This window comes from Erythrobacter donghaensis (assembly GCF_001557325.1).
Lineage (GTDB): Bacteria > Pseudomonadota > Alphaproteobacteria > Sphingomonadales > Sphingomonadaceae > Erythrobacter > Erythrobacter donghaensis_B.
On the sequence record NZ_LSJS01000051.1, the window covers coordinates 43,582 to 62,759 of the forward strand.

Here is a 19,178-nt window from a genome sequence, read left to right on the forward strand (position 1 = left end):
TCACGCCGTGCGCCGGGCCTGATAGGGGCGCCCAAAACTACGGAACCGCCATGAGCACCTACCAGTCCGACCTTCTTCGCCTCCTCGACGAGCGGGGCCATATTCACCAGGTGACCGATCCGGTTGCATTGGACAAGCTTGCGCGCACCGAAGTGATCACGGCCTATGTCGGCTTCGATCCCACCGCGTCCTCGCTTCACATCGGCAATCTCGCCTCGATCATGCTATTGCGCCGCGTCCAGCAGGCAGGACACCGGCCGATCGTGATCATGGGCGGCGGCACCGCAAAGGTCGGCGACCCTTCGGGCAAGGACGAGACCCGCCAGATGCTCACCGACGCGGTGCTGGCGAGCAACATCGCCTCGATCAAGGACAGCTTCCGCAAGATCCTGCGCTTCGACGACAGCAAGACAGGCGCGCTGCTCATCAACAACGACGACTGGCTCAGCAAACTCGGCTACATCGAACTACTGCGCGAGGTCGGCAGGCATCTCACCGTCAACCGCATGCTGACCTTCGATTCGGTCCGCCTGCGGCTCGACCGCGAACAGCCGCTGACCTTCCTCGAATTCAACTACATGATCATGCAGGCGTATGATTTTGTGGTGCTCTCAAGGGAACATGGGTGCAGGTTGCAGCTGGGCGGCAGCGATCAATGGGGCAATATCGTCAACGGCATCGAACTCGCCCGACGGATCGACGGAACCGAGGTCTACGGGGTGACCGCGCCCCTCATCACTCGTGCGGACGGGCAGAAGATGGGCAAGTCGGTCTCGGGCGCGATCTGGCTCAACGAGGACATGCTCCCAGCCTACGACTTCTGGCAATATTGGCGCAATGTCGACGACCGCGATGTCGGCAGGTTCCTGCGTCTGTTCACCGATGTGCCGCTGGATGAGATCAACCGCCTCGAAGCGATCGAAGGGGCCGAGATCAACGCGGCCAAGGTGATCCTCGCCAACGAAGTCACCAAGCTCGTTCGGGGGGAAGACGCCGCGACCCGCGCCGAAGTCACCGCGCGCGAAACTTTCGCGGGCAGCGGCGCAGGCGAGGATCTACCGAGCATCGCCACCGGCCCCGAAGGCATGCGTCTTGCCGCCCTCCTCACCGCACTCGGCCTCACCGCCTCGGGCGGCGAGGCCAAGCGCAAGCTTGCCGAGGGTGCGGTGAAGCTCGAGGGCGAGACGGTGAGCGATCCGGCGCAGCTGGTTCTGCCCGCCGCGGGCCAGACCCTGCGCCTCAGCCTCGGCAAGAAGCGGCACGCGCTCGTGACGCGGTAAGCCTGTCCCGCAGGGTTTGCGCCCCCCCCCGGGGCCTTTACCAATTGTCAGGCTTTCTGCGCCATTTCCCTTTTCTGTGACCCAGACGGAGGGAAGGATCGCACGACGTGGCAGGTGGAGCTAATCTCAGCGTGACCGACTTGCGCCGTGCAGCACGGCACCCGGTCGATTTTCCGGCCATCGTCGAGCATTTCGTGCAGGGCGACCTGCACCTTCACGTCTGCAATCTCTCCGCCCACGGCTTCATGGTCGACAATGGCGAGCGCCTCCAGCGCGGCGACCGCATCATCATCCGCCTACCGGTCGTCGGCCGGATCGAGGCCTATGTGATCTGGACCCGCGACAACCGCGCAGGCTTCCAGTTCGAGCGGATCATCCGGCTCGACGATTTCGTCGCGATCATCGACCAGCTCCAGCCCAATCCGCGCCTGCGCCGCCCGCGCTGAGGCAACATAAAGTCGAGGGGGGACAAGTTTCCCCTGCTTGGCAGCATCGCCGCCGCCTGCCATGGCGCGCGGCGTGACCGACGCTGTGACCGAACCTGCCTCCCCGCTCCAGATCGGCGATTACCGGCGCTACTGGCTCGCCCGCTTCATGGGCGTGTTTGCGACCATGTCGATGGTGGTGCTGCTCGGCTATCAGCTCTACGCCGTGGCGCGCGACGATTACGGGATGAGCGTGGCCGAGGCCTCGTTCCAGCTGGGCTTGCTGGGGCTTGCGCAATTCGTGCCGCTGTTCCTGCTGACCCCGGTCGCGGGGCTCGCCGCCGACCGCTTCGACCGCCGCCATGTCGCAGCCTTCGCCAACGGGATCGACGGCCTCGTGGCCGTGGTGCTGGCGTGGGCGACCTGGGCCGATGCCTTGAGCCTGCCGATCCTCTTCACCCTCGCCGCTGCCCACGGCGCGGCGCGGGTCTTTCTCGGCCCCTCGATGAGCGCCATCGCGCCCAACATCGTCCCCCCTGCCCTGCTGCCGCGCGCCATCGCGCTGTCCTCGATCGCCTGGCAGACCGCGAGCGTGGCCGGCCCGGCGGTGGGCGGGTTGATCTTTGCCCAGGCCGAGTGGCTGCCCCACGCGCTTTCCGCCGCGATGCTCGGCTGCTCGATGCTGCTGATTCTCACCGTGCGCCCCGTGCGCGCCAAGCAGGACGGACCGCGCCTCAAGCCTTTGAAGCAGATTACCGAGGGCATGATCTATGTCTGGCGCGAGCGGTTCCTGCTCGGCTGCATCACGCTCGATCTTTTCGCGGTGCTGCTGGCGGGAGCCACGGCGCTGCTGCCGGTCTTCGCGCGCGACATCCTGTTCGTGGGGCCCGAGGGGCTCGGGCTGATGCGCGCCGCCCCTGCCCTGGGCGCGGCGAGCGTGGCGCTGTGGCTGTCCTTCCGCCCGCTCCAGCGCGAGGTCGGGGTGAAGATGCTGTGGGCGGTCGCGGCCTTCGGGGCGCTGACCATCGCCTTTGCCTTTTCGCGATACTTCGTCCTGTCGCTGGCGATACTGGCGATGATGGGCGCGGTGGACATGATCTCGGTCTTCATCAGAAGCTCGCTCGTCCAACTGTTCACCCCCGATGACAAGCGCGGGCGAGTGTCCTCGATCTCGGGACTTGCGATCTCCGCCTCGAACGAATTGGGCGAGATGCAGTCCGGGCTCGCCGCGGCGCTGCTCGGGGCGCTCGGCGCGGTTGTATTCGGCGGCGCGGGTGCGATAGTCGTGACATTGGTCTGGGCGTGGTACTTCCCCGAGTTGCGCCGCGCCCGCAGCTTCGAGCCGCAAGAGCTTAAACGAGAGGTATCGACATGAAGGCTGACAGCATCCTCGCCACCATCGGCGGCACCCCGCATATCCGCCTTGCGCGGCTGTTTCCCGACCACGAGGTGTGGGTGAAGTCCGAGCGGGCGAACCCCGGCGGCTCGATCAAGGACCGCATCGCGCTCGCGATGGTCGAGGATGCCGAGGCGCGCGGCGCATTGAAGCCGGGCGGCACCATCGTCGAGCCCACCAGCGGCAACACCGGTATCGGGCTTGCCATGGTCGCCGCGGTCAAGGGCTACCGCCTCGTGCTGGTGATGCCCGAATCGATGTCGGTCGAGCGTCGCCGCCTGATGCTCGCCTATGGCGCGAGCTTCGACCTCACCCCGCGCGAGAAGGGCATGAAGGGCGCGATCGAGCGGGCGATGGAACTGGTGGCGCAGACGCCCGGCGCATGGATGCCGAGCCAGTTCGACAATCCCGCAAACGTCGCGGTCCACGCCCGCACCACCGCGCAGGAGATCCTCGCCGATTTCGCCGAATCCCCGATCGACGTGCTGATCACCGGGGTCGGCACCGGCGGGCACCTCACCGGCTGCGCGGAGGAATTGAAGAAGCACTGGCCGGCGATGAGGGCCTATGGCGTCGAGCCTGCGCTCTCGCCCGTCATCAACGGCGGCCAGCCCGGCCCGCACCCGATCCAGGGGATCGGCGCGGGGTTCATTCCGGGCAACCTTCACACCAACGCGATCGACGGCGCGATTCCCGTCGATGCCGATGAGGCCAAGGAGATGGCCCGCCGCGCCGCATGTGAGGAAGGGATGCTGGTCGGCATCTCGAGCGGCGCAACGCTGGCCGCGATCGCCGGCAAGCTCGCCGATCTGCCCGCGGGCAGCCGCGTGCTCGGCTTCAACTACGACACGGGCGAGCGTTACCTCTCGGTTCCCGACTTCCTGCCGGTCGAGTGACAATCACCGGCGATGGGCGCGATATCGCTGCACGAAACGGACTCGCCGGGCGGCGAGGACTGCGCCGCCGCGCTTGAAATCCTGCGTGAGTTCACCCGCGCCCGCGTCCCAGAGCTCGACAATCACGACTATGCCCTGCTCCTCAAGGACGAACATGGCGTTCTAGTCGGCGCATTGATTGGCCTGTCGCGGTGGGGCGGGTTTCTTATCGACATCCTTGCCCTGTCGGAACCCCTGCGAGGTCAGGGCTGGGGCACTGTTCTGCTCGAAAGGGCCGAGGCTGAAGCTCGGCGGCGCCATTGCCACCACCTGCGGCTCGATACCTATGCCTTCCAGGCCAAGGCGTTCTACGAATCGCATGGCTTTTCGGTCATCGGCCAGATCGATGGGCCCGCGCCCTACTATCCGCATTACTTCATGATGAAACCGCTACAGACCGACAGTCTTCACCCTGTCCTCGACGTCGCCCCGCGGTCACGATAACCCATTTCTTAACCCTGAGCGCGTAACCCTCGGGCGCGATTGCCGTTGCAATCAGGTCTTTGCCCGGGATGTGTCGCCCATGAAGTTCATCAAGCTCGAATCGCGCGGCGGCAATTATCTCGTCGTGGCCTCGAACGTGGCGTGGCTGCGCACCGCCGAGAACGGGCAGACCAATGTCGGCATCGTCGGCGGGCAGCCGCTTCTGGTGGTGGGCACGATTGAAGAGGTGGCCGAGAAGATCCTCGCCGGGCTGGCCGAAGCGCACGCGGAGGCGGCGCCGAGCCATGCTGCGCCGGTGGCGGCGCCGGTCGCGCAGGCCCTCACGCCCGCACCCGCGCCGGAGCCGGAGCCTGCGCCCCAACCCGCAGCCGTCGCACCGCCGCCACCCGCTCCTCTTGCGCTCGAGCCCGAGCCCGAGCCGGAACCCGAGCCGGAACAGGAGCCCGCCGCGCCCCAGCCCGAGCCGGTTCGCGTAGCTCGTCCTGCCCCCGCACCCGCCCCTGTTGCGGCTCCCGCACCGGCTGCGGCTGCGGCTTCCGCGCAGCCGGAGGCTGACCCGGCCCCGGCTCGCCCCCGGGTGGTCTCGGCCCGCTCGGCCAGCCAGTGGGAGCGTCCCGCTGCGGCGGCTCGCACGAGCCTCAAGATGAAGGTCAGCTCGCAGCGCATGATGGGGATGCTCGAGTAGTTCGCGTCACCCCCGCACGCCGCGATCAATCGCCGTAATAGACCGGACCGAGCGCGTCGATGACCGCCACGGCGTCAAGCGCATCCGGCTCGCTCGCGGCGTCATCGAGCAGGCGGACCGTCAGTTCGGTCTTGTAGGCGACCAGGGTCCGTTCGATCGGTGTGCCGCTGATCGAGCGGGTCAGGATCTGTTCGTAGTCCTTCCGGGGGCGCAACCCCGTTGGTCGGTCGAAGCCTCACAAGCGAAGGCAGCCCCCATGCACGGGTCGAGGGCGGCTGCCGCGCTTGTTCGGACGCAGCGTCAGGCTGCGGTCGCGAAGGCCTCGGCAGGGAGCTTCATCATGTATTCGCTGCCCGCCTCGAGCTTGCGGCGCAGCGCGCCCGCATCGGGGAGGAAGCGTTCGGCGTAGTAGTTGGCCGAGACCAGCTTGGCCTCGTAGAACGCCTTGTCCTCGGGCGCTTCTGCCAGCTTCGTCAGCGCCACCTTGGCCATCTTCAGCCAGAAGAAGCCGAGCGTCACGATGCCCATGATGTGCATGTAGTGATGCGCGCCGGCCCCGAGGTGGTTGGGGTTGGTGAAGGCGTTCATCATGAACCACTGCGTCGCCGCCTTCTGCTCGCCCAGCGCCTTTTCGAGGCGCTCGGCGACAGGAGCGAGTTCTGCCACCTGCTTGGCGGCGGCGATTTCCTCGTCGATCATGGCGAAAAAGGCCTGGATCGCCTTGCCCCCGCCCGCGGCGAGCTTGCGCCCGCAAAGATCCATCGCCTGAACGCCGTTGGCGCCCTCGTAGATCATCGCAATGCGGCTATCGCGCACGAACTGCTCCATGCCCCACTCGCGCACATAGCCGTGGCCGCCGTAGACCTGCTGCATGTTGTTGGCGATGTCGTAGCCCTTGTCGGTGCCGTAGCCCTTGATGACCGGGGTCATGAGGCCGATCAGCAGGTCGGCCATCTCGCGCTCCTCGGGGGTCTGCGCCTTGTGGGTGAGATCGACCTGGAGCGCACCCCACAGGCACAGCGCCCGCATCGATTCGGTGAAGACCTTGGCGTCCATCAGCATCCGGCGCACGTCGGGGTGGACGAAGATCGGATCGGCCTTCGCCTCCGGATCGGCCGGACCGGTCAGCGCACGGCCCTGACGGCGGTCGAGCGCGTAGGTGACCGCGTTCTGATAGGCGACCTCGGCCTGGGCATAGCCCTGAATGCCGACGCCGAGGCGCGCGGCGTTCATCATGATGAACATCGCGGCAAGGCCCTTGTTCTCTTCGCCGACGAGGTAGCCAGTCGCCCCGTCGTAGTTGAGGAGGCACGTGGCGTTGCCGTGGATCCCCATCTTCTTCTCGATCGAGCCGCAGGTCACGCCGTTGCGCGCGCCCGGGTTGCCATTCTCGTCGAGGATGAACTTGGGCACGATGAACAGCGAGATGCCCTTGGTCGAGTCGGGCGCGCCCGGGGTCTTGGCCAGCACCAGGTGGATGATGTTGCTGGTGAGATCATGCTCGCCCGCCGAAATGAAGATCTTGGTCCCGGTGATCGCATAGGTGCCATCGCCGTTGGGCACGGCCTTGGTGCGGATCATGCCGAGATCGGTGCCGCAGTGCGGCTCGGTCAGGTTCATGGTGCCCGACCACTCGCCCGAGATCATCTTGGGAACGAAGGTCTCCTTCTGCTCCTGCGAGCCCTTGGCGATGATCGCCGCGATCGCGCCGTTGGTGAGGCCGGGATACATCGCGAAGGCCTGGTTGGCAGTGCCGGTGTATTCCTCGAGCACGAAGCCGAGCACGTGCGGCAGCCCCTGCCCGCCGAATTCCTCGGGCTGGGCGAGCGTGCCCCAACCGCTCTCGACATAGGCCTGATAAGCCTCCTTGAAGCCCGGAGGCGTGGTGACGCTGCCGTCCTCGTGGCGGGTGCAGCCGTGCTCGTCCCCTGCCTGATTGATCGGCGCGAGCACCTCGGCGCAGAACTTGCCGGCCTCGTTGATGACGGTCTCGATCATGTCAGGCGTTGCGTTCTCGAAGCCCGGCAGGTTGCCGTAGCTGGCAAGGTCGAGCACTTCGTTGACGATGAAACGCGTGTCGCGGGTGGGCGCGGTGTAGGTCGGCATCGGTTGATCCCTCTGGTAGGCAGACGTGTAGAAGCGGTGTTGGCCCTAGCGCATCAGCGCAGGTCGAGCTTTTCGATTTCGGCGACGAAGTCGGTCAGTTCCTTGATCGAGCTGTCGATGTCGTCGCGCTGCGCCTTCAGCTTGGCGATATGCGTGCGGCATTTCTCGATCGTGACACGGCGCTGTTCAACGCGGCCATCGTCGAGGTCGTAGAGGTCGATCATCTCGCGGATCTCGGTCAGCGAGAAGCCGACGTTCTTGGCACGCATGATCCAGGCGAGCCGCGCGCGGTCACGCTTGGAATAGACCCGGGTGAGGCCGACGCGCGCCGGGCTGATGAGCCCCTCGTCCTCGTAGAAGCGCAGCGCGCGGGCGGTGCAGCCGAATTCCGAGGTGAGATCGGAAATGGTGAAATGTTCGCGCTCGTGGACATCCGGCCGGTCGAGATGCGCGCCGTTGCGGCGCGGTTCGGCGGCGGAATCTGCGGCGGCGGTGGAAGCGGGAGCGGTAGCCATGCCCGCGCTCTACCTTACGTTTACGTGAGCGTCAAGTATCGATGCGCCGCAACACCGGCCCGCCCTCGCCCGCGACGACCTCGCGGTAGAAGCAGGCACGCGCTCCGGTGTGGCAGGTGGGGCCGGCGGGCGTGGCGCGAATCAGGAGAGCGTCCTGATCGCAGTCGGTGAGCACCGCCTCCACGGCGAGGAAATGCCCCGAAGTCTCGCCCTTCAGCCACAAGGCTCCGCGCGAGCGCGACCAAAAGTGCACCTTGCCGGTCTCGAGCGTCTTTGCGAGCGCCTCGGCATTCATGTGCGCCACGACCAGCACCGTGCCGTCCGCAGCGTCGACCACGACCGCGGTCAAGAGCCCCGCGGCATCGAATTTGGGAGCAAAGACAAGGCCCTTCTCGCGCTCTTCGGAAGTGAGGACGGGATCGGTCACAAAGGCAACTCCAGGATAGTCCGAAGGCGGCTCATGCAAGGATTGTTGCAAGCAGACAACAGCACGTCACAAAAAATTGCCCCGTCCAAGGTTTCATCTTCCGCGTTAGGCAACTCGGTGGAAGAAAGCTTGCGGAGCCTTCGCAAGGGGTTCTCCACCGAACACATGGCACCGCCCGGTGCCGGGTTCAGGGGGTGACCGGACCGCGTTACTGGCAGCGGGGTGCCAGCGCGACCGGTTGAACGATAGGGACTGGATCCCGGCAGCGAAGTTAGGGGGTCGCTGCCTTGGCTCGAAAGAGCGGATCCGCACCGTTTCGTCACGTGGCGCCCGGGGTCGAAAGACCTCGGGCGTTATGTTTTCTACGCAGCGCGCCGGATTACGGATGCGCGAGCTTGTGGTCCTCATCCACCCGCGCAAAGCAGGCCACCGCGATCGAGGACGGCGCCGCCCCGGCCAGCGCGGCAAGGCAGGCGCGGCTTGTCGCGCCGCTGGTGAGCACATCGTCGACCAGCACCACGTCACGCCCCGTGATCCGTGCCGCCGCATCCGGTGCGAGGCGGATCGCGCCGGTCAGCACCCGCTCGCGCTCCTCGCGGCCCAGACCGCCGAGGTTGGGTGTGCGCCGGAACCGCACCAGTGCCGCCACCGCCGCCTCGCCCTTGCCCTGCTTTTGCAGCGACTGTGCGAGCAGCGCCGCCTGGTTGAACCCCCGGCTCCACAGCCGCCAGCGGTGGAGCGGAACCGGCACCAGCAGCGGCGGCGCGCGGTCCGACTCCGGCTCGGGCATCCGCGCCGCGATCAGCCGCGCCAACAGCCCCGACAGCGCGATCCGCCCCCCATGCTTATAGGCCAGCACGAGCTTGCGCGACGTCTCGTTGTAATAGGTCGCGGCATAGACCGGCACGGCATGGCCTGCGACTTCGGGGTGCTCGGGGACCTCGAGCGTGCTCCAGCAGTCGGTGCACAGCCCCGCCTGCGCCGCGACCGCGACCCCGCACGAGGGGCAGCGCGGCGGATAGATGAAATCCACCAGCGGGGCGAGATGCCGGGCAAGTTGAGCGACCACTGCCATCGCGCGAGTGTCGCATGGCTTGCGCTTCCGAAGCAAGCGCGGCAGGGCGGCGCGGCATGAACGTCGCAGTCGTCCCCACCATCTTTGCCGAACCCCGCCGCGTGGCCCGCGCGCTGCGCTCGGCCGCAAGGCTGCGGTCCGGCGCGGATGCCGCGCGCTTCCTCATCGAGGAGATGGCCGAGGACATGATCGAGCGGCTGAGCTTCGTGCGCCATGCCCCGGCGCGCACGCTGCTGATCGGCGGGGCACCGGCCATGCTTCAGACCCATCTGCGGGAGGGCGGCGGCGAGGTTGCCGTCGACATCTCTGCCAACCCTGCCGAACCGCTGGCAGGCGCTCCGTATGACTTCATCGGGGTGATCGGCCAGCTCGATGCCGTCAACGACCTGCCCGGCGCGCTGATCCACCTGCGCAATGCCTTGACCCCCGGCGGCCTCGTTATCGCGAGCTTCGTCGGCGGCCAGAGCCTGCCCGCCCTGCGCGCCGCGATGCTGGCGGCCGAGCCCGACCGTCCGGCGGCACGGCTGCATCCGCTGGTCGATGCCCGCGCCGCCCCTGCCCTGCTCCAGCGCGCCGGGTGGAAGGACCCGGTGGTCGACACCCACACCCTTGGCGTTCGCTATTCGAGTCTCGACCGTCTCGTCAGCGACCTGCGCGACCAGGGCCTCGGCAATGCACTGGCCAAGCCCGCTGCGCCGCTCGGCAAAACCGCCCTCGCCCTCGCCCGCGCCGCCTTCGCCGCGCGCGCCGAGGCGGACGGTAAGGTCACCGAGAGTTTCGAGATCGTCACCCTCACCGGGCGGCGATCCCTCGCCGGAACCTAGGCGTTCTTGAGCGCCGCTTGCGCTGCTGCGAGCCGCGCGATCGGCACGCGGTAAGGCGAGGCGCTGACGTAATCGAGCCCAACGCTCTCGCAGAAGGCGATGCTCGCCGGGTCGCCGCCATGCTCGCCGCAGATGCCGAGCTTGATGTCGGACCGGGTCTTGCGCCCGCGCTCCGCCGCCAGTTCGACCAGCTGGCCGACGCCTTCGATGTCCAAGCTGACGAAGGGATCGCGCGGGAAGATGCCCTTGTCGACATAGACGCTGAGGAACCGCGCCGCATCGTCGCGGCTGACGCCCAGCGTGGTCTGGGTCAGGTCATTGGTGCCGAAGCTGAAGAACGCGCCCTCCTCGGCGATCTCGCCCGCCATCAGCGCGGCGCGCGGGAGTTCGATCATCGTGCCGACGAGGTAGTCGACCCGCGTGCCGGTCTCGGCGAACACGGCCTCAGCCTCCTTGTCGACCAGCGCCTTCAGGATCGCAAGCTCGCGCTTGGTCGCCACCAGCGGGATCATGATCTCGGGCAGCGGCGCCTCGCCGCTCGCGAGCTTGACCGCGCACACCGCTTCGAAGATCGCGCGTGCCTGCATGGCGTAGATCTCGGGGAAGGTGATCCCGAGGCGGCAGCCGCGGTGGCCGAGCATCGGGTTGAATTCGTGAAGTTCGCCCGCGCGGCGCTTCAGGTGATCGACACCGAGGCCGGTCGCGTCGGCCAGCTCGGCGAACTCCTCCTCGGCGTGCGGCAGGAACTCGTGGAGCGGCGGATCGAGCAGGCGGATCGTGCAGGGCAGCCCCGCCATCACCTCGAAGATCGCGGTGAAATCGGCGCGCTGCTCGGGCAGCAGCTTCTCCAGCGCGCGGCGACGACCGGCCTCGTCCTCGGCGAGAATCATCTGGCGGACCAGCGAGATGCGCGAGGCTTCGAAGAACATGTGTTCGGTGCGGCAGAGCCCGATCCCTTCCGCCCCGAACTGGCGCGCCATGCGGCAGTCGTCGGGCGTCTCGGCATTGGTGCGCACCTTCATCCGGCGCAGCTTGTCGGCCCAGACCATCAGCGTCCCGAAGTCGCCCGCCAGCTCCGGCTCGACCGTGGGCACGATGCCGAGCATCACCTGCCCCGTCGCCCCGTCGAGCGTGATGGCATCGCCCTCCTTCAGCTCGGTCGTTCCGATCCGCAGCGAGCGCGACGCGCGGTCGATCGACACCGCCCCGGCCCCGGAGACACACGGCCGCCCCATCCCGCGCGCGACCACCGCCGCATGGCTCGTCATCCCGCCGCGCGCGGTGAGGATGCCTTGGGCCGCGTGCATCCCGTGAATGTCCTCGGGCGAGGTCTCCACCCGCACCAGGATCACCTTCTCGCCGCGGCCCGCCCATTGCTCGGCGGTGTCGGCATCGAGCACGATCCGCCCCGCCGCCGCGCCCGGCGACGCGGGCAGGCCTGTGGTCAGCACATGCCGCTCGGCATCGGGATCGAGCGTGGGGTGGAGCAACTGATCGAGCGCCATCGGATCGACCCGCCGCACCGCCTCGCGCTCCTCGATCAGGCCCTCGGCGACCATGTCGACCGCCATCTTGAGCGCGGCCTTCGCGGTGCGCTTGCCCGAGCGCGTCTGGAGCATCCACAGCTTGCCGCGTTCCACCGTGAATTCAATGTCCTGCATGTCCTTGTAGTGAAGTTCCAGCAGGTCGAACACGCGGGCGAGCTCGGCGTAGGCCTCGGGCAGCGCCTCTTCCATCGAGAGCGGCTTGGCCCCCGCCGCCTCGCGCGCGGCCTTGGTGAGGTATTGCGGCGTGCGGATGCCGGCGACCACGTCCTCGCCTTGCGCGTTGATCAGGTACTCGCCGTAGTAGGCCCGCTCGCCGGTCGCGGGGTCGCGGGTGAAGGCGACGCCGGTGGCGCTGGTCTCGCCCATGTTGCCGAACACCATCGCCTGCACGTTCACCGCCGTGCCCCAGTCGGCGGGGATGTCGTTCAAGCGCCGGTAGACCTTGGCGCGGTCGCTGTCCCAGCTGTCAAACACCGCGCGGATCGCGCCCCACAGCTGCTCGTTCACATCCTGCGGGAAGTCGCGGCCGAGCTCCTCGGCGACGATCCCCTTGTATTCGCTCACGAGCGCCTGCCAGTCTTCAGCCGCCATCTCGGTGTCGTTATAAAAACCCTTGTCTTCCTTGGCGATTTCCAAGGCCTCTTCGAACAGGCCGTGGTCGATCCCGAGTACCACGTCCGAGTACATCTGGATGAACCGCCGGTAAGAGTCCCAGGCGAACCGCGCGTCCCCGCTCGACGCCGCCAGCCCCTCCACGGTCGCGTCGTTCAGCCCGAGGTTGAGCACCGTGTCCATCATCCCCGGCATCGACACCCGCGCGCCCGAACGGACCGAGACCAGCAGCGGATCGCCCGCGTCGCCAAACCGCTTGCCCACGGCCTGTTCGACATGGGCGAGCGCGGCGGCGACTTCACTTCGCAAGCCTTCCGAGAAATCGGCCCCATCCCGCAGATAGGTAACGCATTCCTCGGTGGTGATGGTGAAGCCCGGGGGCACCGGCAGGCCGATGCTCGCCATCTCGGCAAGGTTCGCGCCCTTGCCCCCGGTGACGGTCTTGTCCTTCTGGCGCGGGTCGGAGTGGTCGGCATTGCCTCCGAAAACATAGACCGTCTTCAATGTCATGGCTCTTCCCGGGTCAGGCGTTGGGCGGACAAAGCGGACAGCGTGTCCGCCTCGAATTACATATCAACCCCCTGACTATCCTGACTTTTGCAAAGCGGACGGACAGGGTATCGGGGGCTTTCATCCCTCGATCCGGCTGAAATCGGCGACGCGGTGGACCGCATCGCGGAACCGCGCGAGCAGGGCGAGGCGCGCGGCGCGCTTGCTCGCGTCGGGGTCGTTGACGGTCACCTCTTCAAAGAACCGGTCGATGGGAGCGCGCAAGGTGGCGAGCGCAGCCATGGCATCGGCGAACTTCTCGGCCTCGACCGCGGCGGCAGCGCGCGGGGCGGCGGCATCGAGCGCGTCGATCAGCGCCTTCTCCGCTTCTTCGGGCGTGTAGGAAAGCGCTGAATTGTCGCGGGCCTCTTCGGCGAGGATATCGCCCACGTCGGGATCGTCGACCAGCGCCAGCGGGTCTTCCTCGCCGGTGTCGGGGATGCCGTCGTTGTTTTCCTTGAGGCTGGCGAGCACTTGCGGATCGGGCGTGCCGGTCGGGCCTTCGTACCCCTCCTTCTTGAGGATATTCGCCGCGCGCTTGTAGCCGGCGAGGAGGTTGGTGCCGTCCTCGGTGGTGACGAAGGCTTGCAGCGCATGGACGCGGGCGAGCAGGCGGACGAGATCGTCCTCCCCACCGAGCGCAAAGACCGCGTCGATCAGGTCGTGGCGGACGCCGGCCTCGCGCTGCTGGACTTTGAGGCGGTCGATGATGAAGGGTACAAAATCAGGGCCATTCTCCCCGACATTCGCACCGAAGCGCATCATCAAGCTTATCGTATTTCGACCGGCTTCGTTCATCCGCAAACGTGTCACCAGACTGTCGAGATAAGCCCCATGATCCTCATGGTCAGGCGGCAGCATGAAGGCCGAAAGGATTTCAACGATATCCTTCTGCGAAGCCTTCAGTTGATCGACATACTTAGCGACCTCAGGATCGGCGTTGCATGCACTCTCCAGAAAGGTCTCGAGCCAAATCTCAACGCACTTATTGAGAACTGCGCGCGTCGAGAAACGAAGGGAATTAGAAGTCTGAAGTCTGCTTATTGCTAGCGCGGCACGCCGCTGGGCGAACGGATCTTTCGATCCGGTTGGGCGCTCAACACCACAAAAGAATCCTATGAGCGTATCCAGCTTGTCCGCCAGCGACACCGCCACCGTCACCGGAGCCGTGGGCACATCGTCGCCCTGCCCGACCGGCTTGTAGTGATCGCGGATCGCCTCGGCGACCTCCTGCGGCAGGCCTTCCTTCGCGGCATAGTAGCCGCCCATCAAGCCCTGCAATTCGGGGAACTCGCCGACCATCTCGGTGACGAGATCGGCCTTGCACAACCGCGCGGCCTGTTCGGCGAGGTCGGCGAGCGCTGCCACCTCACTGTCATTCCCGCGAACGCGGGAACCCAGGGTGTCCTGTTGCTCCGCCCCGCTCTGGGTCCCCGCTTTCGCGGGGATGACAATCTGTTCTTCCACCAGCCACCGCGCAAGCTTCGCCACCCGCTCGACCTTGTCGGCGAGGGTGCCGAGCTTCTCGTGGAAGGTGATCCGCGACAGCTTCTTGGCGTGCTCGGCGAGCGGGGTCTTCTGGTCCTGCTCCCAGAAGAAGCGCGCATCCGAAAACCGCGCGGCGAGGACCTTGCGGTTGCCGTCAACCACCACGGCAGGGTCGATGGGATCGATATTGGCGGTGCAGACGAAGGCGTTGGCGAGCTTGCCCTGCGCGTCCTCGCACACGAAATACTTCTGGTTCACCCGTGCGGTGAGCTGGATGACCTCTGGCGGCACGTCGAGGAAGGCCTCGTCGAAGCGGCCGAGCAGCGGGACGGGGTATTCGGTGAGGCCCGCGTTCTGGATCACAAGGCCCTCGTCGGCGACCAGATTGAGGCCCGCAGCCGCGGCGACCTCTTCTGCATCCTTCCGGATCAGCGCCTCGCGCTTGGTGTGCTCAACGATCACGCGGGAGTCGAGCAATTGGCCTGCGTAGGTATGCGCGCTTTCGATCGCGATCGGGCCAGAGTGATGGAAGCGGTGCCCCATCGTCTCGCGCCCCGAACGGATGCCGCCCACCTCGACGTCGATCACCGCGCCATCGAGGAGCGCGACGATGCCCGAGAGCGGGCGCACCCAGCGCAAGCTGTCGGTGCTGATCGAGGCCGCGCCCCAGCGCATCGACTTGGGCCACGAAAAATCGCGGATGATCGCCGGGATCGCCGCTGCCTGCACCTCGGCCATCGGGCGGCCGGGCGTGTTGACGACAGCGAACCACGTCATCCGGCCCTTGACGTCACGCAGTTCGAGCTGGTCGCGGGTCACGCCGTTCTTCTTGCAGAAGCCGTCGATCGCGGCGTCCGGCGCGCCTTCGGGCGGGCCCTTGGCTTCCTCGCTCACCGCCTCGGTGGCGAGCGGCAGGCCCCGCGCGATCAGCGCGAGGCGGCGCGGCGTGGACCACACCTGAAGCGCGCCCGGCGTGACCCCGGCGGCCTCAAGCTCGCGGCGGAACAGTTTCTCCAGTTCCGCGCGCGCCCCGGCCTGCATCCGGGCAGGGATTTCCTCGCAGCGCAGTTCGAGCAGGAAGTCGGCCATCAGCCGAGACTCCACCCGGGATATTTCGCCTGCCATTCGGGCGTCATCTTCTCCGCATAGGCCTCGCACGAGGAGCGCGCCAAGTCGCGGACGCGGCCCATGTAGCTGGCGCGTTCCTGCACCGAGATCACGCCGCGCGCCTGAAGCAGATTGAACACGTGGCTCGCCTCGACCGCCTGCTCGTAGGCGGCGATGGGCACGCCTGCGGAAAGCGCATTGCGGCACTCCGCCTCGGCCTTGGCGAAGAGGTCGAACAGCGCGTCGGTGTTGGCGACCTCGAAGTTCCACTTGGACATCTGGCGTTCGTTCTCGAGGAACACCTCGCCGTAGCTCACCCCGGCGGAGTTGAATGCGAGGTCATAGACGTTGTCGACGCCCTGGATGTACATCGCGAGGCGCTCGAGCCCGTAGGTCAGCTCGCCCGCGACCGGCTTGCAGTCGAAGCCGCCCATCTGCTGGAAATAGGTGAACTGGGTGACCTCCATCCCGTCGCACCACACTTCCCACCCGAGGCCCCATGCGCCGAGCGTCGGGCTCTCCCAGTCGTCCTCGACGAAGCGGATGTCGTGCGCCAGCGGATCGATGCCGATCGCGGCGAGGCTTTTCAGGTAAAGCTCCTGAATGTTGGCCGGCGAGGGCTTCAGGATCACCTGATACTGGTAATAGTGCTGCAGCCGGTTGGGGTTCTCGCCGTAGCGCCCATCGGTCGGCCGGCGGCAGGGCTGGACGAAGGCGGCGTTCCACGGCTCGGGCCCCAAGGCACGCAAGGTGGTCGCGGTGTGGAAGGTGCCCGCGCCCATGCGCATGTCATAGGGCTGGAGAATGACGCAGCCCGCCTCGTGGCTCCAGAAGTCGTGGAGCGTGAGGATCATGTCCTGAAACGAGCGCGCGGGATCGCGCTGCGGGGGCGTGAAAAAGGGCTGGACGCTCATGGCGGCTCGCCATGGCCGAACGCCTGCAAAGCGTCAATGCCGCGCCGCAGCATGACGCGGGCGAATGGGCTGCGCGGATCGCGATTTTGCCCCGGTGCGCCGACGGATGCCAATTCCGGTAGTCACGCAGATACGACACAAAGTCAGGTCATCTTGACATGGTCAGCGAATCGCGACATATAGTCAGCATTACCTGACACGAAGTCGGGTTGACCTGACGGAGAATTCGGATGACCAACCTGCAGAAAAGCGTCTGCGTGAAGCAATGGCAGCTGTTCGTCATGCTCGGCATGAGCGGTTTTGCCGTGGGCAACATCCTCGCCAAGCTGTCCAGCGCCCTCGGGATCTGACCAGTGAAGAACCGCCTCAAGGTGCTGCGCGCCGAGCGTGACTGGAGCCAGGCGGAGCTCGCCGGGCGGCTCGATGTCTCGCGCCAGGCGGTCAACGCCATCGAGACCGGGAAGCACGACCCCTCCCTCCCCCTCGCCTTCCGCATCGCGCGGCTGTTCGACATGAAGATCGAGGAGATTTTCGATGATGAAATCTGACGACATCGACACCGGCGAAGGCACCTCGACCACCGGGCGCCAGATTCTGGCGCAGGCGCTGATCTATGTCGGTGTTGCCTGCCTGGGCGGCGGGACGGCGGCGGGTGTGGGTATCGGGCTCGAGAAAGGTGTCGATCTCAAGCTGGTGCTGGTGACAGGCGGCTTCGTGCTCGCCGGGATCGCGGCCCTCGCGGGAGGGCTGAAGATCGGCGACTTCGACCCGCCCGGCTTCAAGACCAAGGCCGGCCGCTCGCAGCTGATCCTGCTCGGCTCGCTCATCATGGGCATATTGCTCGGGATCTATATCGTGATCACCGGAGCGCTTGCCGAGCTTCATGGCGGCACTTTCACCCCTAGCCTGGGCGAAGCGATCGTCGGCTTCCTGATTCTCGCCGGGATGCTGGTAATCGGCCTGATCTGGCAGCAGCAAATCGACGAGCACGAGTTCGCCTCTGCCAAGTCCGCGGCCTATTGGAGCCTGTCGACCTATTTCTACCTCTATCCCGCCTGGTGGTTGGGGGCCGCAAGTGGACTGTTTCCCGCTGTCCATGACGGCGCGCTGTTCCTGGCCGTGTCGGCAGTCTTCGCCGTCGTGTGGCTCGTGAAGCGCGCGGGCTAGCCATGTTTACCCTTGCACGAAGGACGACGGCGACCATGACCGAAACGCAATCCCCAGGCGAAGCCCGCACCCGCCAGCGCCAGCGGCGCCAGATGCTCTACCTCGGCCTTGCCGGCGTGATCAGCGGCGTGATCGGGCTTGCCACCGGCTTCTTCGATCAGGGCGACGGCAGCCTGTTCGCCGGCGACTGGGCGGGCCTCAAGCTGCCCCCGGTGCTCGCCCTGTTCCTGGTCGCGCTCCTGATCGGCGGTTTCGTGGCGCTCCCCCTGTGGGGCTTCCGCATGATCGACGACTACAAGCGCGAACAGAATTTCATCGGCTTCACCGGCGGTTGCTTGTCGGTTCTGGCCGGCTACCCGATCTGGGCGGTGCTCCATGCCGGCGGCTTCGTGCCCCCGCCCCACGCCTTCGGGATCTTCGCGATCGCCTACGTCTCGATGATCCTGTCCTTCCTTTATGCCCGCTGGCGGCTCTGACCCTCCCCGCGTCATGCCAGCATGCTTGTTTGCCTGAAGTAACTTCCTCACAACCAACACCTGACCGAAAGGAACCACCGACATGAAGCTTTCTGCCCTGCTTGCCCTGACCGCCGCCCCCTTCGCGCTCTTTGCCGCGAGCCCGGCGCTGGCCGATCACCACGCCGCCACCGAGACCGCAGCCGCCCCGGCGATGGCCAAGGGCCCGGCGCTGTGGAAGGTCGCCGACGCGGACACCACGATCTACCTGTTCGGCACGGTCCACGTCCTGCCCAAGGACATCGAATGGTACGATGCCACCATCGCCAAGGCGCTCGACGGCTCGGACATTCTGGTCACCGAGATCCCGATGGATCCGGCGAGCGAGACCGCAATGCAGCAGCTCGCCTTCCAGAAGGGCGCGCTTCCCGCCGGCACCACCCTGCGCTCGCTGCTGAACGAGGAGCAGAAGGTCCAGTACACCGCCGCGCTCAATCAGCTGGGCGGCAAGATCGAGGCCGCGCAACTTGCACAGGTGCCGGCAGAAGCCCGTGCCCAATACGAGGACGCCAAGGCCAAGGGCCTGGTGCCCAATCCGGCCGATGCGCTCGCAGGCCAGTTCGACGGCCTGAAGCCCTGGATGGTGGGCCTCACCATGTCGATCCTGCCGCTCACCTTCGAGGGCTATGACCCCAACAGCGGCGTCGAGAAGGTGCTGCTCTCCAAGGTCCCGGGCAAGAAGACCGGCGCGCTCGAGACCGCCGAGTTCCAGCTCGGCATCTTCGACGGCATGTCGCAAGATGCGCAGATCGCCTTCCTGATGGAAGCCGCGACCGGCCTCGACAAGACCAAGCCGATGCTCGACCGCATGGTCGCCGAGTGGATCGAGGGCGATGCCGAACAGCTCGCTGCGGTGATGAACGAGAGCATGGACGATCCCGCGATCGCCGATGCGCTGCTCTATGCCCGCAACCGCAACTGGGCCGAGTGGATCGACACCCGTCTCGACCAGCCCGGCACGGTCTTCATCGCGGTTGGCGCAGGCCACCTCGCCGGTGCCAAGAGCGTGCAGGACTACCTTGCCCAGAAGGGCATCAAGGTGAGCCGCGTCAAGTAATGACGCAAGGCTTCGGGGCGATGGCTTTGCGGTGCGCCGCGGGGATCATCGCCCCCCTCCTCATCCTTCTGGCTGCCGGGTGCAGCAATGCCCCCGGCAGCCCCGCAGAG

Annotated in this window: 19 protein-coding genes; 11 read left to right on the plus strand and 8 right to left on the minus strand. The window is 66.6% G+C overall.

Annotated features, from left to right (window positions below; translation table 11 throughout):
* Positions 1-50: 50 nt before the first annotated feature.
* The 6 genes from tyrS to AX692_RS01860 all read left to right on the plus strand — a co-directional run bounded on the left by tyrS (position 51) and on the right by AX692_RS01860 (position 5,165).
* Positions 51-1,280, plus strand: coding sequence for a tyrosine--tRNA ligase (gene tyrS, locus AX692_RS01835; RefSeq protein ID WP_073975829.1), 1,230 nt, complete (start codon positions 51-53; stop codon positions 1,278-1,280).
* Positions 1,281-1,387: 107 nt separating this feature from the next.
* On the plus strand, positions 1,388-1,726 hold the full coding sequence (locus tag AX692_RS01840; protein WP_073975830.1) for a PilZ domain-containing protein: 339 nt from the start codon (positions 1,388-1,390) through the stop codon (positions 1,724-1,726).
* A 61-nt stretch (positions 1,727-1,787) separates the two neighbouring features.
* Positions 1,788-3,080: an MFS transporter gene (locus AX692_RS01845; RefSeq protein WP_073975831.1), complete on the plus strand. Its 1,293-nt coding sequence runs from the start codon at positions 1,788-1,790 to the stop codon at positions 3,078-3,080.
* On the plus strand, positions 3,077-3,997 hold the full coding sequence (gene cysK, locus AX692_RS01850; protein WP_073975832.1) for a cysteine synthase A: 921 nt from the start codon (positions 3,077-3,079) through the stop codon (positions 3,995-3,997). Before AX692_RS01845 ends, cysK begins: the two co-directional genes overlap by 4 nt.
* Positions 3,998-4,009: 12 nt before the next feature.
* Positions 4,010-4,480: a GNAT family N-acetyltransferase gene (locus AX692_RS01855; RefSeq protein ID WP_073975833.1), complete on the plus strand. Its 471-nt coding sequence runs from the start codon at positions 4,010-4,012 to the stop codon at positions 4,478-4,480.
* Between the two features lie 79 nt (positions 4,481-4,559).
* Positions 4,560-5,165, plus strand: coding sequence for a hypothetical protein (locus tag AX692_RS01860; RefSeq protein WP_073977546.1), 606 nt, complete (start codon positions 4,560-4,562; stop codon positions 5,163-5,165).
* 25 nt (positions 5,166-5,190) lie between these two features.
* Here the strand turns inward: AX692_RS01860 and AX692_RS01865 are convergent, their stop codons facing one another.
* From AX692_RS01865 to AX692_RS01885, 5 genes are all read right to left on the minus strand, one after another.
* A complete protein-coding gene (locus AX692_RS01865) occupies positions 5,191-5,379 on the minus strand; it encodes a hypothetical protein (protein ID WP_073974799.1) in 189 nt (62 codons plus the stop codon).
* 86 nt (positions 5,380-5,465) lie between these two features.
* A complete protein-coding gene (locus tag AX692_RS01870) occupies positions 5,466-7,271 on the minus strand; it encodes an acyl-CoA dehydrogenase C-terminal domain-containing protein (RefSeq protein WP_073974800.1) in 1,806 nt (601 codons plus the stop codon).
* Between the two features lie 53 nt (positions 7,272-7,324).
* Positions 7,325-7,786, minus strand: coding sequence for a MerR family transcriptional regulator (locus AX692_RS01875; protein WP_073974801.1), 462 nt, complete (start codon positions 7,784-7,786; stop codon positions 7,325-7,327).
* A 31-nt stretch (positions 7,787-7,817) separates the two neighbouring features.
* The gene (hisI, locus tag AX692_RS01880) at positions 7,818-8,213 is read right to left on the minus strand and encodes a phosphoribosyl-AMP cyclohydrolase (protein ID WP_073974802.1); all 396 of its coding nucleotides are present in this window, start codon (positions 8,211-8,213) and stop codon (positions 7,818-7,820) included.
* Positions 8,214-8,592: 379 nt separating this feature from the next.
* Positions 8,593-9,288, minus strand: coding sequence for a ComF family protein (locus AX692_RS01885; RefSeq protein WP_073974803.1), 696 nt, complete (start codon positions 9,286-9,288; stop codon positions 8,593-8,595).
* 56 nt (positions 9,289-9,344) lie between these two features.
* Between AX692_RS01885 and AX692_RS01890 the strand changes: the two genes are divergently transcribed.
* On the plus strand, positions 9,345-10,112 hold the full coding sequence (locus AX692_RS01890) for a methyltransferase domain-containing protein (RefSeq protein ID WP_073974804.1): 768 nt from the start codon (positions 9,345-9,347) through the stop codon (positions 10,110-10,112).
* On the opposite strand, the gene ppdK is transcribed toward AX692_RS01890, so the two are convergent.
* From ppdK to AX692_RS01905, 3 genes are all read right to left on the minus strand, one after another.
* The gene (gene ppdK, locus AX692_RS01895) at positions 10,109-12,781 is read right to left on the minus strand and encodes a pyruvate, phosphate dikinase (RefSeq protein WP_073974805.1); all 2,673 of its coding nucleotides are present in this window, start codon (positions 12,779-12,781) and stop codon (positions 10,109-10,111) included. The genes AX692_RS01890 and ppdK overlap by 4 nt on opposite strands.
* A gap of 120 nt (positions 12,782-12,901) precedes the next feature.
* Positions 12,902-15,397: a glycine--tRNA ligase subunit beta gene (glyS, locus tag AX692_RS01900; protein ID WP_073974806.1), complete on the minus strand. Its 2,496-nt coding sequence runs from the start codon at positions 15,395-15,397 to the stop codon at positions 12,902-12,904.
* Positions 15,397-16,329: a glycine--tRNA ligase subunit alpha gene (locus AX692_RS01905; protein ID WP_073974807.1), complete on the minus strand. Its 933-nt coding sequence runs from the start codon at positions 16,327-16,329 to the stop codon at positions 15,397-15,399. The genes glyS and AX692_RS01905 overlap by 1 nt, the downstream gene beginning before the upstream one ends.
* Before the next feature lie 353 nt (positions 16,330-16,682).
* Here AX692_RS01905 and AX692_RS01910 point away from each other — a divergent pair, with 353 nt between their 5' ends.
* From AX692_RS01910 to AX692_RS01925, 4 genes are all read left to right on the plus strand, one after another.
* Complete coding sequence (locus tag AX692_RS01910) at positions 16,683-16,877, plus strand: helix-turn-helix transcriptional regulator (RefSeq protein WP_073974808.1); 195 nt, start codon at positions 16,683-16,685, stop codon at positions 16,875-16,877.
* Positions 16,864-17,496 carry a hypothetical protein gene (locus tag AX692_RS01915; RefSeq protein ID WP_073978614.1) on the plus strand — a complete coding sequence of 211 codons (633 nt, stop codon included), beginning with the start codon at positions 16,864-16,866 and terminating at the stop codon, positions 17,494-17,496. Before AX692_RS01910 ends, AX692_RS01915 begins: the two co-directional genes overlap by 14 nt.
* 35 nt (positions 17,497-17,531) lie before the next feature.
* Entirely contained in the window at positions 17,532-17,972 is a 441-nt protein-coding gene (locus AX692_RS01920; protein WP_073974810.1) for a hypothetical protein, read from the plus strand.
* Positions 17,973-18,054: 82 nt separating this feature from the next.
* Complete coding sequence (locus AX692_RS01925; protein WP_073974811.1) at positions 18,055-19,068, plus strand: TraB/GumN family protein; 1,014 nt, start codon at positions 18,055-18,057, stop codon at positions 19,066-19,068.
* The last annotated feature ends 110 nt before the right edge of the window (positions 19,069-19,178 follow it).

Bases quoted from the DNA above. Each gene is read 5' to 3' on its own strand.
- AX692_RS01870 (WP_073974800.1), bottom strand. From the start codon at position 7,271: ATGCCGACCTACACCGCGCCCACCCGCGACACGCGTTTCATCGTCAAC.
- AX692_RS01885 (WP_073974803.1), bottom strand. From the start codon at position 9,288: ATGGCAGTGGTCGCTCAACTTGCCCGGCATCTCGCCCCGCTGGTGGAT.
- AX692_RS01915 (WP_073978614.1), top strand. From the start codon at position 16,864: ATGATGAAATCTGACGACATCGACACCGGCGAAGGCACCTCGACCACC.
- AX692_RS01925 (WP_073974811.1), top strand. From the start codon at position 18,055: ATGAAGCTTTCTGCCCTGCTTGCCCTGACCGCCGCCCCCTTCGCGCTC.
- glyS (WP_073974806.1), bottom strand. From the start codon at position 15,397: ATGGCCGACTTCCTGCTCGAACTGCGCTGCGAGGAAATCCCTGCCCGG.
- tyrS (WP_073975829.1), top strand. From the start codon at position 51: ATGAGCACCTACCAGTCCGACCTTCTTCGCCTCCTCGACGAGCGGGGC.
- ppdK (WP_073974805.1), bottom strand. From the start codon at position 12,781: ATGACATTGAAGACGGTCTATGTTTTCGGAGGCAATGCCGACCACTCC.
- AX692_RS01845 (WP_073975831.1), top strand. From the start codon at position 1,788: ATGGCGCGCGGCGTGACCGACGCTGTGACCGAACCTGCCTCCCCGCTC.
- cysK (WP_073975832.1), top strand. From the start codon at position 3,077: ATGAAGGCTGACAGCATCCTCGCCACCATCGGCGGCACCCCGCATATC.
- AX692_RS01860 (WP_073977546.1), top strand. From the start codon at position 4,560: ATGAAGTTCATCAAGCTCGAATCGCGCGGCGGCAATTATCTCGTCGTG.
- AX692_RS01890 (WP_073974804.1), top strand. From the start codon at position 9,345: ATGAACGTCGCAGTCGTCCCCACCATCTTTGCCGAACCCCGCCGCGTG.
- AX692_RS01875 (WP_073974801.1), bottom strand. From the start codon at position 7,786: ATGGCTACCGCTCCCGCTTCCACCGCCGCCGCAGATTCCGCCGCCGAA.
- AX692_RS01920 (WP_073974810.1), top strand. From the start codon at position 17,532: ATGACCGAAACGCAATCCCCAGGCGAAGCCCGCACCCGCCAGCGCCAG.
- AX692_RS01855 (WP_073975833.1), top strand. From the start codon at position 4,010: ATGGGCGCGATATCGCTGCACGAAACGGACTCGCCGGGCGGCGAGGAC.
- AX692_RS01905 (WP_073974807.1), bottom strand. From the start codon at position 16,329: ATGAGCGTCCAGCCCTTTTTCACGCCCCCGCAGCGCGATCCCGCGCGC.